This window comes from Bariatricus sp. TF06-38A, assembly GCF_027690675.1.
Classification (GTDB): Bacteria; Bacillota; Clostridia; order Lachnospirales; family Lachnospiraceae; genus Allocoprococcus; species Allocoprococcus comes.
Genome location: NZ_JAQFCE010000021.1, coordinates 50,994 through 67,448 on the forward strand (window position 1 = coordinate 50,994; position 16,455 = coordinate 67,448).

Here is a 16,455-nt window from a genome sequence, read left to right on the forward strand (position 1 = left end):
GTTATCTACATTTCAGACAGCTGTAAGAATCTGCTGTCTTCCCTAATAATTGTGGAAGGATATCCGCGGTCTGTCCGATCGAAGCAATCTTTCCGCCTTCGATTACCATGATCCGGTCAGCCATCTGGATGATTCTTTCCTGATGGGAAATAAGAATAAGACTCTGCTTTTTCTCTTTGTGCATTTTTTCAAACTGTTCGATCAACATAGAAAAACTCCAGAGATCGATTCCGGCCTCCGGTTCATCGAAAATACAGAGTTTGTGCGGCTTTGCGAGAACGGTTGCAATTTCCAGACGCTTCATTTCACCGCCGGATAAGGTTCCGTCTACTTCACGTTCAATGTATTCGTTGGCACAAAGTCCAACGGTACTTAAAAGTCTGCAACAGACATCTCTTGTCAGATCTTCTCCAGCCGCAAGTGATAAAAGCTTGCTTACCGTCATTCCTTTGAAGCGCGGTGGCTGCTGGAATGCGTAACCGATTCCGGCTTCTGCCCTGTGGTTGATATCATAATCACTGATATCGGTTCCGTCTAAGATGATCTGTCCGGCACTTGCCTGGTCAATCCCCATCAGCACTTTTGCAAGTGTGGATTTGCCACCTCCGTTCGGACCGGTGATCACCAGCATTTCCCCGTCTTCTACGTTAAAACTGATATTTTCTACGATACTTCGTTCTATTCCGTTTTCATTCACCTGGAATGTAAGATTTTTTACCTCCAGCATGAGTTCATCCCCTTTCTGTGTAAGAAACTTATATAAAGTTTGTCTGGCCAAAATACCTTTTGCCCCCAACATCTTGTATGATGTAAGTATCAAAAGAATAAATTGCGTGGAAATGGAGCAATCCGATTACATCATTGGATACAGAAGCTTTATATATTCATGCTTATTATAAAACATATCGGAAAAGTTGTCATCTTTTATTATTGAGAAGATAGTTTGTGTGCAGAAGATATGATTTCAACATACCTACAAAGCGAAATTCGCAGAATTTTCAGAAATAATTCAGAAAGACCACAGGAATTTGCTCTAGGTATCTGCATAAATTTATGTTATACTAATGGAATAGTAAGAAAGAAGAGGGTGATAATATGTCAGGATTTAAAGATGTCGTAGGACATAGCGAGATCATTCAGTATATACAGAACGCAGTTACAGAAGATAAAGTATCACATGCTTATATTCTGAACGGCGAGAAGGGATCTGGAAAGAAGATGCTTGCAGGTCTTTTTGCACAGACTCTGCAGTGCGAAAAGGGCGGAGCAGAACCGTGCTATGAGTGCCATTCGTGCAAGCAGGCAGTCAGCGGCAATCATCCGGATATTATCTGGGTAACGCATGAAAAGCCGAACAGCATCAGTGTAGATGATATCCGGGTTCAGATCAATGGGGATATTCAGGTGAAGCCTTATAATGGAAAATACAAGATCTACATTGTGCCGGATGCAGATATGATGACTGTACAGGCACAGAATGCTCTGCTGAAGACAATCGAAGAGCCACCTGCTTATGCGGTAATTCTGCTTCTTACAGAGAATGCGAACAGTCTGCTCCCAACGATCTGCTCAAGATGCGTTATGCTGAAGCTCCGTAACATTAAGGATCAGCTTGTGAAAAGGTATCTGATGGAGCAGCTTCAGGTTCCTGATTACAAGGCAGACGTGTGTACTGCATTTGCACAGGGCAATATTGGAAAAGCTGCTATGCTGGCAGGCTCTGAGCATTTTAATGAAATTAAAGATGAGGCAGTTCGTCTGCTGAAGAATATCGATACCATGGAACTCGGTGATCTGGTGGAAGCTGTGAAACGAATTTCCGCTTACAAGATTGAGATCACAGATTATCTGGACATCCTTATGATCTGGTATCGTGATGTTCTGATCTATAAAGCAACAATGAATATCGACAGACTGATTTTCGGTGAAGAGATCGACAGTATCAGGGAGCGTGCGAAAAAGAGCTCTTATGAAGGAATTGAGACAATTCTGGAAGCACTTGAGAAAGCAAAGGCGAGACTGCGCGCCAATGTCAACTTTGATCTTGTCATGGAACTTCTTCTGTTGACAATAAAGGAGAACTAGGGAATGACAAAAGTAATTGGAGTCCGTTTTCGGACTGCAGGAAAGATCTATTTTTTCTCACCGGGCAAATTTGAGGTGAAGCGTGGTGATCAGGTAATTGTAGAGACCGCGAGAGGAGTAGAATTCGGTAACGTTGTGATGGGACCGAAGGAAGTGAAGGATGAAGAGATTACCCAGCCTCTTAAGACAGTGATCCGCCTGGCGACAGAGGATGACCGCCGTGTAGAAGAAAAGAATCGCAAAAAAGAAAAAGAAGCATTTCAGATTTGTCTGGAAAAGATCCACAAGCATGGACTGGAGATGAAGCTGATCGATGCAGAATATACCTTTGACAACAATAAAGTGCTGTTTTACTTTACCGCAGACGGAAGAATTGATTTCCGTGAACTGGTAAAGGATCTGGCAGCGGTATTCCGTACCAGGATCGAACTTCGCCAGATCGGTGTAAGAGATGAGACGAAGATCCGCGGAGGAATCGGGATCTGCGGACGAGAGCTTTGTTGCCACACCTATCTGTCTGAGTTTGCACCGGTTTCGATCAAGATGGCAAAAGAACAGAATCTGTCTCTGAACCCGACTAAGATTTCAGGTGTATGTGGCAGACTGATGTGCTGCCTGACAAATGAGGAAGAGACATACGAGGAACTCAACAATAATCTTCCGTCTGCAGGTGAGGCGGTGACAACTCCGGAAGGACTGAAAGGTGAAGTACAGTCATTAAGCGTACTGCGTCAGCTTGTCAGGGTTATTGTAACTCTGGACAATGATGAGAAAGAAATCCGTGAATATCCGGCAGCTGACCTGAAGTTCAAACCGCGCCGTCGGAAAAAGGATGTGAAGCTTTCCAAACAGGAAATGAAAGAGCTTGCAGCTCTGGAGAAAGGTGAAGGAGCGTCAAAGTTAGATGACAAATAATCTTAAGCCGGGAGAACGGCTCGATGATTTACAGATAAAAGGCTATGAGATCATCCAGAGCCCGGGGCGGTTCTGCTTCGGAATGGATGCAGTGCTTTTAAGTGCCTTTGCCAAAGTAAAAGCGGGAGAATGCGTTCTTGATCTTGGAACAGGAACGGGAATTCTCCCGATTCTTTTGGCCGCAAAGACAAAAGGAAAGCATTTTACAGGACTGGAGATCCAGGAAGAAAGTGCGGATATGGCGTGTCGGAGTGTCCGGCACAACCGGCTTGAGGAGCAGATCGACATTGTGACGGGAGATATCAAAGAAGCGTCACAGATATTTGGAAAAGGTTCCATGGATGTGATAACAACGAACCCTCCATACATGATCGGAGGTCATGGAATGGCTAATCCGGAAAGTGCTAAGGCAATTGCGAGGCATGAGGTACTGTGCACACTGGAGGATATTATCCGGGAAAGTGCACGGATTTTAAAAGCTGGAGGAAGATTTTATATGGTACACAGACCGTTTAGGCTCGCAGAGATTCTGACAGCAATGTGTGAGGCGAAGCTGGAGCCAAAAAGAATGCGTCTGGTGTATCCATATGTGGATAAGGAACCGAACATGGTTTTAATAGAAGGAATCCGTGGTGCCAAATCACGGATGACAGTAGATCCGCCACTGATCGTTTATGAGAAGGACGGCAGCTATACACGGGAGATCCTGGAGTATTACGGGATGACAGGAACTGGAAAGGAGTAACGAATGGCAGGAACATTATATTTGTGTGCAACACCGATCGGCAATCTGGAAGATATGACGTTCCGGGTGATCCGGACGCTGAAAGAAGTTGATCTGATCGCGGCAGAAGATACCAGGAACAGTATTAAACTGCTGAACCATTTTGAGATTAAAACACCGATGACCAGTTATCATGAGTATAATAAGATAGAAAAGGGACACGCGCTGGTGGACAAACTTCTTACAGGGATGAATATTGCGCTGATCACCGATGCCGGTACACCAGGGATCTCAGATCCGGGTGAGGAACTGGTGAAAATGTGCTATGAAGCCGGAATTACGGTCACTTCCCTTCCGGGAGCCGCTGCCTGTATTACGGCACTGACACTTTCCGGGCTTTCCACCAGAAGATTTGCATTTGAGGCATTTCTTCCAACGGACAAAAAGGAAAGACAGGCAGTCCTAGGTGAGCTTGTAGATGAGACAAGAACGATGATCGTTTACGAAGCACCGCACCGTCTGGTGAGAACCTTGAGAGAGCTTGGAGAAGTTCTTGGTGGGGACAGACATCTGACTGTGTGCCGGGAACTTACAAAAAAGCATGAGACTGCATTTCGCACCACATTTGCGGAAGCGGTTTCCTATTACGAGAGCAACGATCCGAAGGGGGAGTGTGTGCTTGTGATCGAGGGGAAGAGCCGGGAGAGCATTTTACAGGAGGAGCGCGCAAAATGGGAAGAAATGACGGTTCAGGAGCATATGGATTACTATATGAACCAGGGAATCGATAAGAAAGAAGCCATGAAAAAGGTGGCAAAAGACCGCGGAGTCGGAAAGAGGGACATTTATAAAGAACTGCTGTAAGGCTTTCGTCAATTTGTACACCTTCTTAAAAAATCTTTGTTCAACCCGGTCATAGACCAACGATGTAAAAACAGATATACTTTATTTCAGAAACAAGAACAGCGACAGTGTGTAAGAAGCGCACAAAGATTTAGGAGGAAAAATAAATGGCAAGCTTATCATTAAAGCATATTAACAAAACATATCCGAACGGATTTGAAGCAGTTAAAGATTTCAACCTTGAAATTGAAGATAAAGAATTTATCATTTTTGTAGGACCATCTGGATGTGGTAAATCTACCACACTTCGTATGATCGCAGGTCTGGAAGAGATCACAAGCGGTGAACTCAAGATCGGTGACAAAGTGGTAAATGATGTAGAACCAAAAGACAGAGATATCGCGATGGTATTCCAGAACTATGCTCTGTACCCACATATGACTGTATATGATAACATGGCATTCGGACTTAAATTAAGAAAAGTTCCGAAACCGGAGATTGATAAGATGGTTCGTGAAGCAGCTAAGATCCTTGACCTTGAACCACTGCTTGACCGTAAACCAAAAGCTCTTTCAGGTGGACAGAGACAGCGTGTTGCGATGGGACGTGCAATCGTTCGTAACCCGAAGGTATTCCTTATGGATGAACCACTTTCCAACTTGGATGCTAAACTTCGTGGACAGATGCGTATCGAGATTTCCAAACTTCATCAGAGACTTGGTACAACAATCATCTATGTAACACATGACCAGACAGAAGCTATGACACTGGGAACCAGAATCGTAGTTATGAACGCAGGTGTTGTTCAGCAGGTAGATACACCACAGGTACTTTATGATACCCCATGCAACCTCTTCGTTGCAGGATTCATCGGATCACCACAGATGAACTTCCTTGATGCTGTATGCCAGAAGAAGGGTGACAAAGTTGTCCTCAAAGTTGGACCGGCTGATATTGTACTTCCACCGGCAAAAGCAAAGAAACTTATCGATGGAGGATATGAAGGAAAGACTGTTGTCCTTGGAATCCGTCCGGAAGATGTACATGATGAGCAGATGTTTATCACATCTTCACCGAATACAGTTATTCAGGCTAAGATCCGTGTATATGAAATGCTTGGTGCTGAAGTTTATCTCCACTTTGATTATGAAGGAGCTACAATGACAGCCCGTGTTGATTCTAGAACAACAGCAAGAACAGGGGATACAGTTACATTCGCATTCGATGCTGAAAAGATCCATGTGTTCGACAAAGAGACAGAAAAGACAATTACAAACTAAGATGTGAAATTATTTGCCGGAGTTTCCGATTTTGGAGACTCCGGTTAAAATTTTCTTGACAATCGGGCTATTCGTGGTATATAGTTACGTTAATAAAGGGGAGTAACCTACGTAAGGGAATCCGCGTTTGTGGTGTCGTCAGTACGGTGGAAGCATCCGGTACCACAAGAAAATGGTGAGACTTTTATTGCATTATTTGTTGTGCAATAAGGGTTTCTTTTTTTGTACATTTTTATCGAAAGAGAGCTTCGTTGCATAAGAAATTCAGGAATGTGAATACTCAGAAACAGGAGGCGGAAAGAATGAAAGAAATTTATCAGTCATCGGTAAAAGAAGTGCTTGGACAGATGGGAAGCAGAGAAGAGGGACTTACGATAAAAGAAGTGGAAAAGTCCCGTGAAAAATGTGGATGGAATGAGCTCGCGGAGGGAAAGAAAAAAAGTGTGCTGGAGATTTTTTTGGAGCAGTACAAGGATTTCCTGGTGATTATCCTGATTGCATCGGCGATTATTTCAGGAATTTTAGGAGACGCAGAAAGTGCGGCAGTTATTGTGATCGTCATTACAATGAATGCGATTTTGGGAACCGTGCAGACGGTAAAAGCAGAGCAGTCGCTTCAGAGCCTGAAAAAGCTTTCAGGACCGGAGGCGAAGGTTCTCAGGAATGGTACGGTGACACCGATTCCGGCAAGAGAACTGGTAGTTGGAGATGTGATCCTTCTGGAAGCCGGGGATTATGTTCCGGCAGACGGACGACTGATCGAGAACGCAAGTCTGAAGATCGATGAAAGTGCACTGACCGGGGAGAGTCTTGCAGTTGAGAAGAGCCTGGATGAAATCGAAGAGGAAGTGCCGCTTGGTGACCGGAACAATATGTTATTTTCGGGAAGCTTTGTTACTTACGGACGTGGAAGAGCCGTTGTGACAAGTGTAGGTATGCAGACAGAAGTCGGAAAGATTGCCGGACTTTTGAAAGCAACATCTGAAAAGCAGACTCCGCTTCAGGTGAATCTGGAAGAGTTCGGAAAGAAGCTTTCGGTTCTGATCCTGGTATTTTGCGGAATCTTATTTGGAATCAGTGTATTTCGTGGAGAAAATATCGGAAGCGCGTTTATGTTTGCAGTAGCACTTGCGGTTGCAGCAATCCCGGAGGCATTAAGTTCAATTGTAACAATCGTTCTTTCTTTCGGAACGCAGAAGATGGCCAAGGAGCATGCAATTATTCGAAAACTGCAGGCGGTAGAAGGTCTTGGAAGTGTCTCCGTGATCTGTTCGGATAAAACCGGAACTCTCACGCAGAATAAGATGACTGTTGAAGATTATTATATAGAAGGCAGAAGAATCCGGGCAGATGAGATCGATATGGCAGATCCGGCACAGAGATTTCTGCTTGATTGCAGCATTTTATGTAACGATTCTACCAATGAAAATGGAGTGGAAATCGGAGATCCGACAGAGACAGCGCTGATCAATCTGGGAAGCCGCTATGGAGTGGAAGCTGCAGAAGTAAGAGAAAGTTATCCAAGAGAAGATGAGATTCCATTTGACAGTGACCGGAAAATGATGTCGACGCTTCACCGGATAGACGGCGAAAACCGGATGATCGTCAAAGGTGCGGTTGACCGTCTCCTGGATCTGACAGACCGGATCTGGACAGAAAATGGAATACGGGAGATTACAAAAGAAGATAAAGAAAAGATTCAGAGCCAGAATCAGGAATTTTCAATTGAAGGTCTTCGAGTGCTGGCATTTACCTTCCGGGAGATTCCGGAAGAACATCTGCTGACCGCAGAGGATGAGGACCAGCTGGTATTTCTCGGAATGATCGCAATGATGGATCCGCCGAGGGAAGAGTCAAAAGCTGCAGTAGAAGAATGTATCAAAGCAGGCATCCGTCCGGTGATGATCACGGGAGACCATAAGATCACGGCAGCAGCGATCGCAAAACGGATCGGCATTTTAAAGGATTTATCCGAATCCTGTGAGGGCGCAGAGATTGAAAATATGAGTGACGAGGAGTTGCGGGGATTTGTCCCGAAGATTTCTGTCTATGCAAGGGTTTCGCCGGAACATAAGATCCGGATCGTCCGTGCATGGCAAGAGCGCGGAAATATTGTATCGATGACCGGCGACGGTGTCAATGATGCACCGGCTCTTAAGCAGGCAGATATAGGTGTTGCAATGGGAGTAACCGGAACAGAAGTTGCCAAAGATGCAGCGGCGATGGTACTTACAGACGATAATTTTGCTACAATTGTAAAAGCAGTGGAAAACGGACGAAACTTATACCGTAATATCAAGTATGCGATCCAGTTTCTGTTATCGGGAAACTTCGGTGCAATTCTCGCTGTTTTATATGCATCGATCGCAGGACTTCCGGTTCCGTTTGCACCGGTTCATCTGCTTTTTATCAATCTGCTGACTGATAGTCTCCCGGCAATTGCACTGGGAGTAGAACCGCATACCAGTGATGTGATGAATGAGAAGCCAAGACCGGCAGATGAGTCGATCCTGACAAAAGATTTCCTGTCAAAGATTGGTCTGGAAGGACTGGTGATCGGTGTAATGACGATGATCAGTTTCCTGACAGGATATCATCAGGACGGTGCACTTCTTGGAAGTACTTATGCATTTGGAACGCTCTGTCTTGCACGGCTGTTTCACGGATATAACTGTAAATCAGATCATCCGGTGATTTTTACCAAACGGTTTTTCAATAATAAATGGATGCAGGGCGCATTTGCACTGGGAGCAATTCTGATCACGGCTGTACTTACAATTCCGGGGATGCATCAGGTGTTCAAAGTAGAAACATTGAACTTTGAACAGCTTGGGACTGTCTACCTATATGCATTTGCCTGTTTTCCGATCATACAGCTTCTGAAGTGGGTACGTGGAAAATTATCTGAGTAACAATATGGGAAAATGCTTACTGGTTGTAAGGGGATTAACCATAAATATGTTGTAGTAGAATGGAGAAAATAGTGGATTTTAGTAAATTATCTATAAAAAAAATCCGGGAATTGATCGTATTTACAGCGCTGATCGTAGTTGCATTGTGGAAATTTGATGTGGTTCTTGGTGTGATCAAGGCGGTATGGGGGATTATTTTTCCCTTCGCTCTTGGTGGTGCGATTGCGTTTGTGATCAATGTTCCGATGAGCTTTCTGGAGAAAAAATTATTTGGAAAGGCAAAAGAGAAAGGAAGTAAGGCGGCAGGAAAGCTTGCAAGACCGATCAGTCTTCTTCTTACGATCGTATTGGTAGTGGGGGTGATTGTGCTTGTCATGTTCGGTCTGATTCCGCAGCTTACGGCAACAATTGGAAGTCTGATGAACAGTATTGCAGAATTTATTCCGCAGATGCAGAGTTGGGTACGGGAATTTACACACAATAACCGGGAAATCATGGATCTTGTGAACCAGGTGGAGTTCAATCCGAATAAGGCAATCCAGTGGGGGATGAGTATTCTCGGAAATGGTGCGGGAAATTTTATGAATACAACGATGACAGCAGTTGGCTCCATCGTCAGTGGAGTTACTACATTTTTTATTGCCTTTTCCTTTGCCTGCTATATTCTTTTCCAGAAAGAAAAACTGCATGTGCAGGTGAGAAAAGTGTTTTTCGCGTTTATTCCAAAACGAAAAGCAGAAGTGATTCTTGAAGTCTGTTCCCTGACCTACCGTACCTTCGCAAACTTCCTTACCGGACAGTGTCTGGAAGCAGTCATCCTCGGAAGTATGTTTGTAATTACATTAAGTATACTGAAAATGCCGTATGCACTGCTGATTGGAATCATCATATCCTTCACAGCCCTGATCCCAATCTTTGGAGCCTTCATCGGCTGCGTACTTGGCTGCCTCCTAATCTTCATGGTGAGCCCGAAACAGGCAATCCTTTTCATCCTTGTATTTCTGATCCTCCAGCAGATCGAAGGTAACCTGATCTACCCACACGTAGTCGGCAGCTCCGTAGGGCTTCCCTCCATCTGGGTCCTCGCTGCAGTCACCATCGGCGGTAATCTTCTGGGAATCGTAGGAATGCTCATCTTCATCCCGCTGGTATCCGTACTCTACACCCTCTTCCGGGAATATGTATACTTACGCCTGAAAAAACAACATATTAAGAGAGTGACAAAAACAGAGGTAGAAGAATATACTGTAGAAGAAATTAATCGAATGAAAGAGTTATACAAAAAAGAACATCCTGAGAAAGATAATTGAATAAAGAAATGGTTTTCTACATATAAATGTATCGAAAATCGCAGCAAAAGCCTGCAACTTTGAGATGCAATCTCAAAGAGCAGGCTTTTCTACTCCCCATTTATAGTTTGGCGGAAAAGTATGACTTGTAGAATGTCAGCCGGGCGGAAAATAAATTGTGTTCAAATTCAATTTTTTGTGCAATGGAGACGAAACTCAGGAATCGTGGAAGCCATTGCTGAACACGATTTCCGCCCTAGGAGGTTCGTCGGAATGGTTTGCACAACTTGAATTTGAACACAATTTATTTTCCACCCGGCGTCCCCTCTCCAACACTCTTCCCCATCCAAGAAAGGAGAAAAAATGCTCAACTACCTGTGGTCGGGAATGATTCTTATTGGCATCCTTTTTGCCGCTTTCTCCGGCAAAATGCCGGACATCACCACCGCCGCCTTAGATTCCTCCAAAGAAGCCGTCACCCTTTGCATCACGATGATGGGCGTCATGTCCTTCTGGACCGGACTCATGGGAATCGCAGAAAAATCCGGCATCCTGAAAACGGCAACCGTCCGCCTTTCCCCTCTGATCCATTTCCTCTTTCCAGAACTTCCAAAAGATCATCCGGCAGAAAAACCAATTGCAGCAAACATCATTGCAAATGTACTCGGACTTGGCTGGGCGGCAACTCCGGCAGGTCTTGAAGCAATGGAAGAGCTTCAGAAGCTGGAAGAAGACCGCCGCCTTGGAAAAGCAGCAGGACCGGTAAGAAAAAGAGGCGTTGCAAGCAATGAGATGTGTACCTTCCTGATCGTAAATATTTCTTCACTGCAGCTGATCCCGGTGTCGGTGATCGCCTACCGGAGCCAGTACGGAAGCGTGAATCCGACAGCCGTTGTTGGACCTGGGATTGCGGCAACGGCGGTCAGTACCGGGGCGGCGATTTTGTTTTGTAGGATAATGGACCGGAAAAGCTAGAATTTTTGTAGCTTTTTGTAACATACCTTGACTAAAGTACAAAAAAACGCTATAATCAATATCACGGCAAAGCTTTAAACCATTGAAGTTTAAACCGCTAAAGTTTAAAGCTGTAAAGCCAAAACGGAAAAAGTTTGTTCGAAAAGAACATAGATGGAGGTATGTTATTATGAAAGCAAGAAAAATTTTAGCAGTATCACTTACTGCAGCAATGACACTGGCACTTGCTGCCTGTGGCGGAAGTTCATCAGACAAAGAATCTTCTTCAAAGGATTCATCAGACAAGGTATATAAGATCGGTATCTGCCAGCAGCTTGAGCATGCAGCTCTTGACGAGGCAACCAAAGGATTTGAAGAAGCCTGTGAAGAAAAATTCGGAAAAGACAAAGTGAAGTTCGATCTTCAGAACGGACAGGGCGAACAGGCAAACTGCGCAACCATCGTAAACAATTTTGTGGCAGACAATGATGACTTGATCCTTGCAAATGCAACAACTGCTCTTCAGTGTGCAGCAGCTGCAACAAGCACGATCCCGATTCTTGGAACATCTGTTACAGATTATGCAACTGCTCTTGATATTTCTGACTGGACAGGATCAACAGGTATGAACATTTCAGGAACCTGTGACCTTGCACCGATCGATGAACAGGAAGCAATGCTTAAAGAGCTCCTTCCGGATGCAAAAACAGTAGGTATCCTTTACTGTTCAGCAGAACCGAACTCAGCATACCAGGCGAAGAAGTTTGAGGAAGCACTTGAAAAAGATGGAATTAAGTATAAAGAATACACAGCAGCAGATTCTAATGAAATCCAGTCTGTAGTGACAAGTGCAGTAGATGAGTGCGACGCACTTTACATCCCAACTGATAATACAATGGCATCTAACACAGAGATTATCAACAATATCTGTCTTCCGGCAAAAGTACCGGTAATCGCAGGTGAACAGGGAATCTGTGAAGGCTGTGGTATTGCAACTCTTTCTATCAGCTACTATGACATCGGATACAGAGCAGGTGAAATGGCTTACGATATCCTTGTAAATGGAAAAGATATCTCAACCATGGATATTGAAAGTGCACCGAATGTTACAAAGATGTATAACAAAACAATTTGTGACGAACTCGGAATCACTGTTCCGGACGATTACGAAGCAATTGAGGAATAATCAGTATAGAAAGAGGCAAGAACAATGTATTTAGCAGCTTTAGATCCGATGTCTCTTGTGCGTGCACTTCCGGGAAATGTAGCGCAGGGGATCATCTGGGGAATTATGGCGCTTGGCGTTTATATCACCTTCCGCATTCTGGATTTTGCGGATTTGACGGTTGACGGATCGCTGGCTACAGGCGGAGCAGTTGCAGTTATGCTGATCCGCGGCGGTATGAATCCGGCACTGGCACTTCTTTTCGCATTTCTGGCAGGTATGGCAGCCGGATTTGTGACAGGTATTTTACATACGTTTTTTGGAATTCCGGGCATTCTGGCCAGTATTCTGACGCAGATCGGACTTTACTCGGTGAATCTCGGAATCATGGGAAAATCCAATCAGGCAGTCAATGTTATGCAGTATAAATTGGTTGCATCGCTTCGTTATGTGACCGGCGAAGGAAGTGAACTGTTTTTTGTAAAGCTGATCGTGGCAGCACTTATCCTGATCGCAATTATTTACTGGTTCTTTGGAACTGAGCTTGGTGCATCGATCCGTGCAACCGGATGTAACCCGCAGATGGCAAGTGCACAGGGAATTAATACAGGCTTTACAAAGGTTCTGGCGCTTATGATCTCCAACGGACTTGTGGGACTTTCCGGCGGAATTTACGCACAGTACCAGGGAGCAGCCGATGTTAATATGGGACGAGGTGCCATTGTAATCGGACTTGCAGCCGTTATCATCAGCGAAGTTATTTTTGCAAAATTCTGTGCAGGCAGAAAAGCAGCCTTTGCATTTACACTGGGAGCAATCTTTATCGGAGCGATTATTTACTATATTGTAATCGCACTGGTATTGTGGCTGAAGATGCCTTCTGATTATATGAAACTGTTCTCAGCGGTAGTGGTTGCATGCTTCCTTGCAGTTCCGTACATGAAGGGTAAATATTTTACAAAGAAACGGAGGACTGCATAATGGGATATATGTTGGAAATCCAGAATATTCATAAAACCTTTAATCCGGGAACGATCAACGAAAAGGTCGCACTTAACGGAGTGAATCTGAACCTTAATCCGGGTGATTTCGTGACTATCATCGGTGGAAATGGTGCAGGAAAATCCACCACACTGAATGCGATCGCAGGAGTGTGGTCTGTAGACGAAGGAAAGATCATCATTGACGGAGTGGATATTACAAAGCTTTCAGAGCATAAAAGAGCACTTTATCTGGGAAGAGTTTTCCAGGATCCGATGACTGGAACTGCGGCAACCATGTCGATTGAAGAAAATATGGCGATCGCAGCCAGACGTGGCGAGCGCAGAGGTCTGGGATGGGGCATTACGAAAAAAGAGCGGGAGCGCTATAAAGAAGCCCTGAAAGAACTTGATCTTGGACTGGAAGACCGTCTGAGCAGTAAAGTCGGACTTCTTTCTGGTGGACAGCGACAGGCGATCACTCTTTTGATGGCGTCTCTTAAAAAGCCAAAGCTTTTACTTCTGGACGAGCATACTGCGGCACTTGACCCGAAAACTGCAGCGAAGGTACTTGCCATCTCCGATAAGATCATTCAGGAGCATCAGCTTACTGCAATGATGGTAACACATAATATGAAAGATGCCATCGCGCACGGCAACCGCCTGATCATGATGCATGAAGGAAAAATTATCTACGATGTAGCAGGAGAAGAGAAAAAGAATCTGAAGGTTGCAGATCTGCTGGCGAAGTTTGAAGAAGTCAGCGGCGGCGAGTTTGCGAATGACCGGATGATGTTGTCGTAAAGAATATTTTGAAAATGAAATAATAGTAGAAAACAGGAACGAGGTTTTAGCACATAAAAGAATCCAGCTCAAAGGCGAGCTGCCAAGTCCGATGAATATCCCGGAGGGCTGCCGTTTTGTGACTCGTTGCCCATATGCGACAGAAGCCTGTAAAAACGGTGTCCCGAAACTCCAGGAGATTTCCAAAGGACATTCCGTTGCATGCCATAGGGCGAAAGAAATCTTGTAGATCAATTGATAAAAAATGATAACGGGAGACGACCTAAAAGATTTACCAGTAAACTAAAGGGACATCTCAGATAAAATAATCCCTGCCAATTCACTTGTTGTGCAATGGAGATGAAACACAAAAATCGTGGAAGCCTCTGCTGAACACGATTTTCGCTCTAAGTGGTTCATCGGAATGGTTTGCACAATGGAATTGGCAGGGATTATTTTATCTGAGATGTCCTCACTAATTTACGGATTCTTAATCCATCAACTGCAATTCATACAATTTCTTATACAACCCATCCTTCGCCAGCAGCTCCTGGTGGGTTCCGGATTCTTTTATTTCCCCATGATGCATCACAATAATTTTATCTGCATGCTGGATCGTAGAAAGCCGGTGTGCGACCATGATCGTAGTTCTTCCATCCATCAGCCGTGCAAGTGCCTGCGTGATCAGTGTTTCGGTTTCTGTATCGATGTTGGCAGTTGCTTCATCGAGAACAAGGATCTTCGGATCATAAGCAAGTGTCCGTGCGAAGGACAAAAGCTGGCGCTGCCCGGCAGATAGAGTACTTCCGCGTTCTGTAACCGGTTCATCATATCCGTGCGGCAGTTTCTGAATAAATGGATCTGCATTTACAATTTCGGCAGCCCGTCTGACATCGTCCGGTGAGATTGCTTCATTATTCAGCGAGATATTACTTTTGATGTCTCCGGTGAAGATGAAGACATCCTGCTGAACCTGACCAATCGCACCGCGGAGCACATCCAGATCAATTTCATGAATATCAATCCCATTAATCAGGATCTGTCCCTTCTGAATATCAAAATATCTTCCGATCAGATTTAAAATTGTAGATTTTCCTGCTCCGGTAGCGCCGACAAAAGCAGCCTTTTCACCCGGATGGATTACAAAACTTACATCTTTTAAAATATAATTTTCCTCTTCGTAGGCAAACCAGACATGGCGGAATTCAATTTCACCAAGAATATTGACCGGAGCTGGATCGGCCGGAGATACGATCTCTGGTTTTACATCAAGAACACTGAAAATCTTTTCTGCGGAAGCAATGGAAGACTGCAGGGTTCCAAGCTGTTCGGAAAGCTCCTGGATTGGCTCAAAAAAGGAGCTGATGTAGGTGATAAACACGAACAGGGTTCCGAGAGAAAGACTTCCATTTAACACAGAAAGGCTTCCGGTACGGATAACAAGGATCATGGCAATGACCGAAACCAGATAGATTGAAGGCCGGAAGATCGCAAAAGTCATGATTTCGCGGAAATTGGCACGGTACAGTTCCATAGATTTGCCTTCAAATTCACTGTATTTCTCTTTTTCGCGTGCAAAGATCTGGATCAGCTTCATACCGGAAATATGTTCGGACAGGAAGGTGTTCAGCTCTGTGATTTTATTTCTTGTGATCTGGTAAGCTTTTCTGGAGAGATGCCGGAAAACAAAAGTCAGGATTGCAACCAGAGGTAAAAGCAGGAAGGATATACCTGCCATTTTCACATTAATTGAGAGCATGACAACAGCGTAACCAATAATCTTAACAACGTTTTTAAAAAGTTTCACAAGAATGGTGGAAAACAGTTCGTTGACTGCTTCAGTATCGTTAGATACACGTGTTACGAGCTTGCCAACCGGTGTTGTATTGAAAAAAGAAAGTGACAGGCTGTGTATATGTGTAAATGTTTCTTCACGCAGTTTGTACACGATCTGCTGCCCCATCTTCTGTAAAAGCCAGGTGTCGGCAAGGTTCAGGAAAAATCCGCTAAAAAGCAGCAGAAGAAACAGGATTCCGGCTTTTAAGATCCCCTTAAAATCATTTTGTCTTAAAACCTTCAGATCATTGGAAGTAAGCTTCTGTGCACCTTCTCTGACATAATTTTTTAAAACAGATGTATCGGCATTTTGTAGTGCAGTACATTCAGCGCGGGTGAGATTTTCTGCCATGTAATAGTGATCCTTCCAGAGAAAAATCTGATAAAAGGAAGCAGAATCCGCCTTAGATACTGCCTGGTCGCGCGACAGTACAAGACCGTTCCAGTTTACAGCGTCCGAAGCGGAAACGTCGGCTTCTACATACGGATGATAATAACCGTTGATATACTGGTCGATTGCATTTCCGATGATGATCGGGCGGTAAAGTTCCACCGCAATGATAAAGAGAACCAGGACAGTTGCCAGGGTCATTACCCATTTATGCGGTTTTAGATAACTTAAAAGTCGTTTCATCTTATGGCTACCGTTACTGAAAACTTATAAAAAGTTACAAACTTCTATGTTTCAT

At 44.3% G+C, this 16,455-nt stretch carries 14 protein-coding genes; 12 read left to right on the plus strand and 2 right to left on the minus strand.

Going from position 1 to position 16,455, the window contains the following annotated elements:
* Position 1: 1 nt before the first annotated feature.
* Positions 2 to 727, minus strand: coding sequence for an ABC transporter ATP-binding protein (locus PG418_RS14255; RefSeq protein ID WP_022220430.1), 726 nt, complete (start codon positions 725 to 727; stop codon positions 2 to 4).
* Positions 728 to 1,095: 368 nt separating this feature from the next.
* Between PG418_RS14255 and holB the strand changes: the two genes are divergently transcribed.
* The 12 genes from holB (at position 1,096) to PG418_RS14315 (ending at position 14,180) form a co-directional block, all read left to right on the plus strand.
* A complete protein-coding gene (holB, locus tag PG418_RS14260) occupies positions 1,096 to 2,085 on the plus strand; it encodes a DNA polymerase III subunit delta' (protein ID WP_008374157.1) in 990 nt (329 codons plus the stop codon).
* Positions 2,086 to 2,088: 3 nt separating this feature from the next.
* Positions 2,089 to 3,000 (plus strand): PSP1 domain-containing protein, encoded by a 912-nt coding sequence (locus PG418_RS14265; protein ID WP_008374156.1) that lies wholly within the window; start codon positions 2,089 to 2,091, stop codon positions 2,998 to 3,000.
* Positions 2,990 to 3,745: a tRNA1(Val) (adenine(37)-N6)-methyltransferase gene (locus PG418_RS14270; protein WP_008374154.1), complete on the plus strand. Its 756-nt coding sequence runs from the start codon at positions 2,990 to 2,992 to the stop codon at positions 3,743 to 3,745. The genes PG418_RS14265 and PG418_RS14270 overlap by 11 nt, the downstream gene beginning before the upstream one ends.
* 3 nt (positions 3,746 to 3,748) lie before the next feature.
* Complete coding sequence (gene rsmI / locus PG418_RS14275; protein ID WP_055155721.1) at positions 3,749 to 4,588, plus strand: 16S rRNA (cytidine(1402)-2'-O)-methyltransferase; 840 nt, start codon at positions 3,749 to 3,751, stop codon at positions 4,586 to 4,588.
* Between the two features lie 146 nt (positions 4,589 to 4,734).
* Positions 4,735 to 5,847: an ABC transporter ATP-binding protein gene (locus PG418_RS14280; RefSeq protein ID WP_055155722.1), complete on the plus strand. Its 1,113-nt coding sequence runs from the start codon at positions 4,735 to 4,737 to the stop codon at positions 5,845 to 5,847.
* A gap of 302 nt (positions 5,848 to 6,149) precedes the next feature.
* Positions 6,150 to 8,759, plus strand: coding sequence for a cation-translocating P-type ATPase (locus PG418_RS14285; RefSeq protein ID WP_498837557.1), 2,610 nt, complete (start codon positions 6,150 to 6,152; stop codon positions 8,757 to 8,759).
* A gap of 71 nt (positions 8,760 to 8,830) precedes the next feature.
* Positions 8,831 to 10,069 carry an AI-2E family transporter gene (locus PG418_RS14290; protein WP_498837558.1) on the plus strand — a complete coding sequence of 413 codons (1,239 nt, stop codon included), beginning with the start codon at positions 8,831 to 8,833 and terminating at the stop codon, positions 10,067 to 10,069.
* 342 nt (positions 10,070 to 10,411) lie between these two features.
* A complete protein-coding gene (locus PG418_RS14295; protein WP_195502289.1) occupies positions 10,412 to 11,023 on the plus strand; it encodes a nucleoside recognition protein in 612 nt (203 codons plus the stop codon).
* Between the two features lie 169 nt (positions 11,024 to 11,192).
* Positions 11,193 to 12,188, plus strand: a complete 996-nt coding sequence (locus tag PG418_RS14300; protein WP_055155725.1) for an ABC transporter substrate-binding protein — start codon at positions 11,193 to 11,195, stop codon at positions 12,186 to 12,188.
* Positions 12,189 to 12,212: 24 nt separating this feature from the next.
* A complete protein-coding gene (locus PG418_RS14305) occupies positions 12,213 to 13,148 on the plus strand; it encodes an ABC transporter permease (RefSeq protein ID WP_008374138.1) in 936 nt (311 codons plus the stop codon).
* Positions 13,149 to 13,156: 8 nt separating this feature from the next.
* On the plus strand, positions 13,157 to 13,951 hold the full coding sequence (locus PG418_RS14310; protein WP_172676446.1) for an ABC transporter ATP-binding protein: 795 nt from the start codon (positions 13,157 to 13,159) through the stop codon (positions 13,949 to 13,951).
* Between the two features lie 61 nt (positions 13,952 to 14,012).
* On the plus strand, positions 14,013 to 14,180 hold the full coding sequence (locus PG418_RS14315) for an oligopeptide/dipeptide ABC transporter ATP-binding protein (protein ID WP_173826395.1): 168 nt from the start codon (positions 14,013 to 14,015) through the stop codon (positions 14,178 to 14,180).
* Positions 14,181 to 14,420: 240 nt separating this feature from the next.
* Here the strand turns inward: PG418_RS14315 and PG418_RS14320 are convergent, their stop codons facing one another.
* Complete coding sequence (locus tag PG418_RS14320) at positions 14,421 to 16,400, minus strand: ABC transporter ATP-binding protein (RefSeq protein ID WP_055297356.1); 1,980 nt, start codon at positions 16,398 to 16,400, stop codon at positions 14,421 to 14,423.
* Positions 16,401 to 16,455 lie beyond the last annotated feature (55 nt).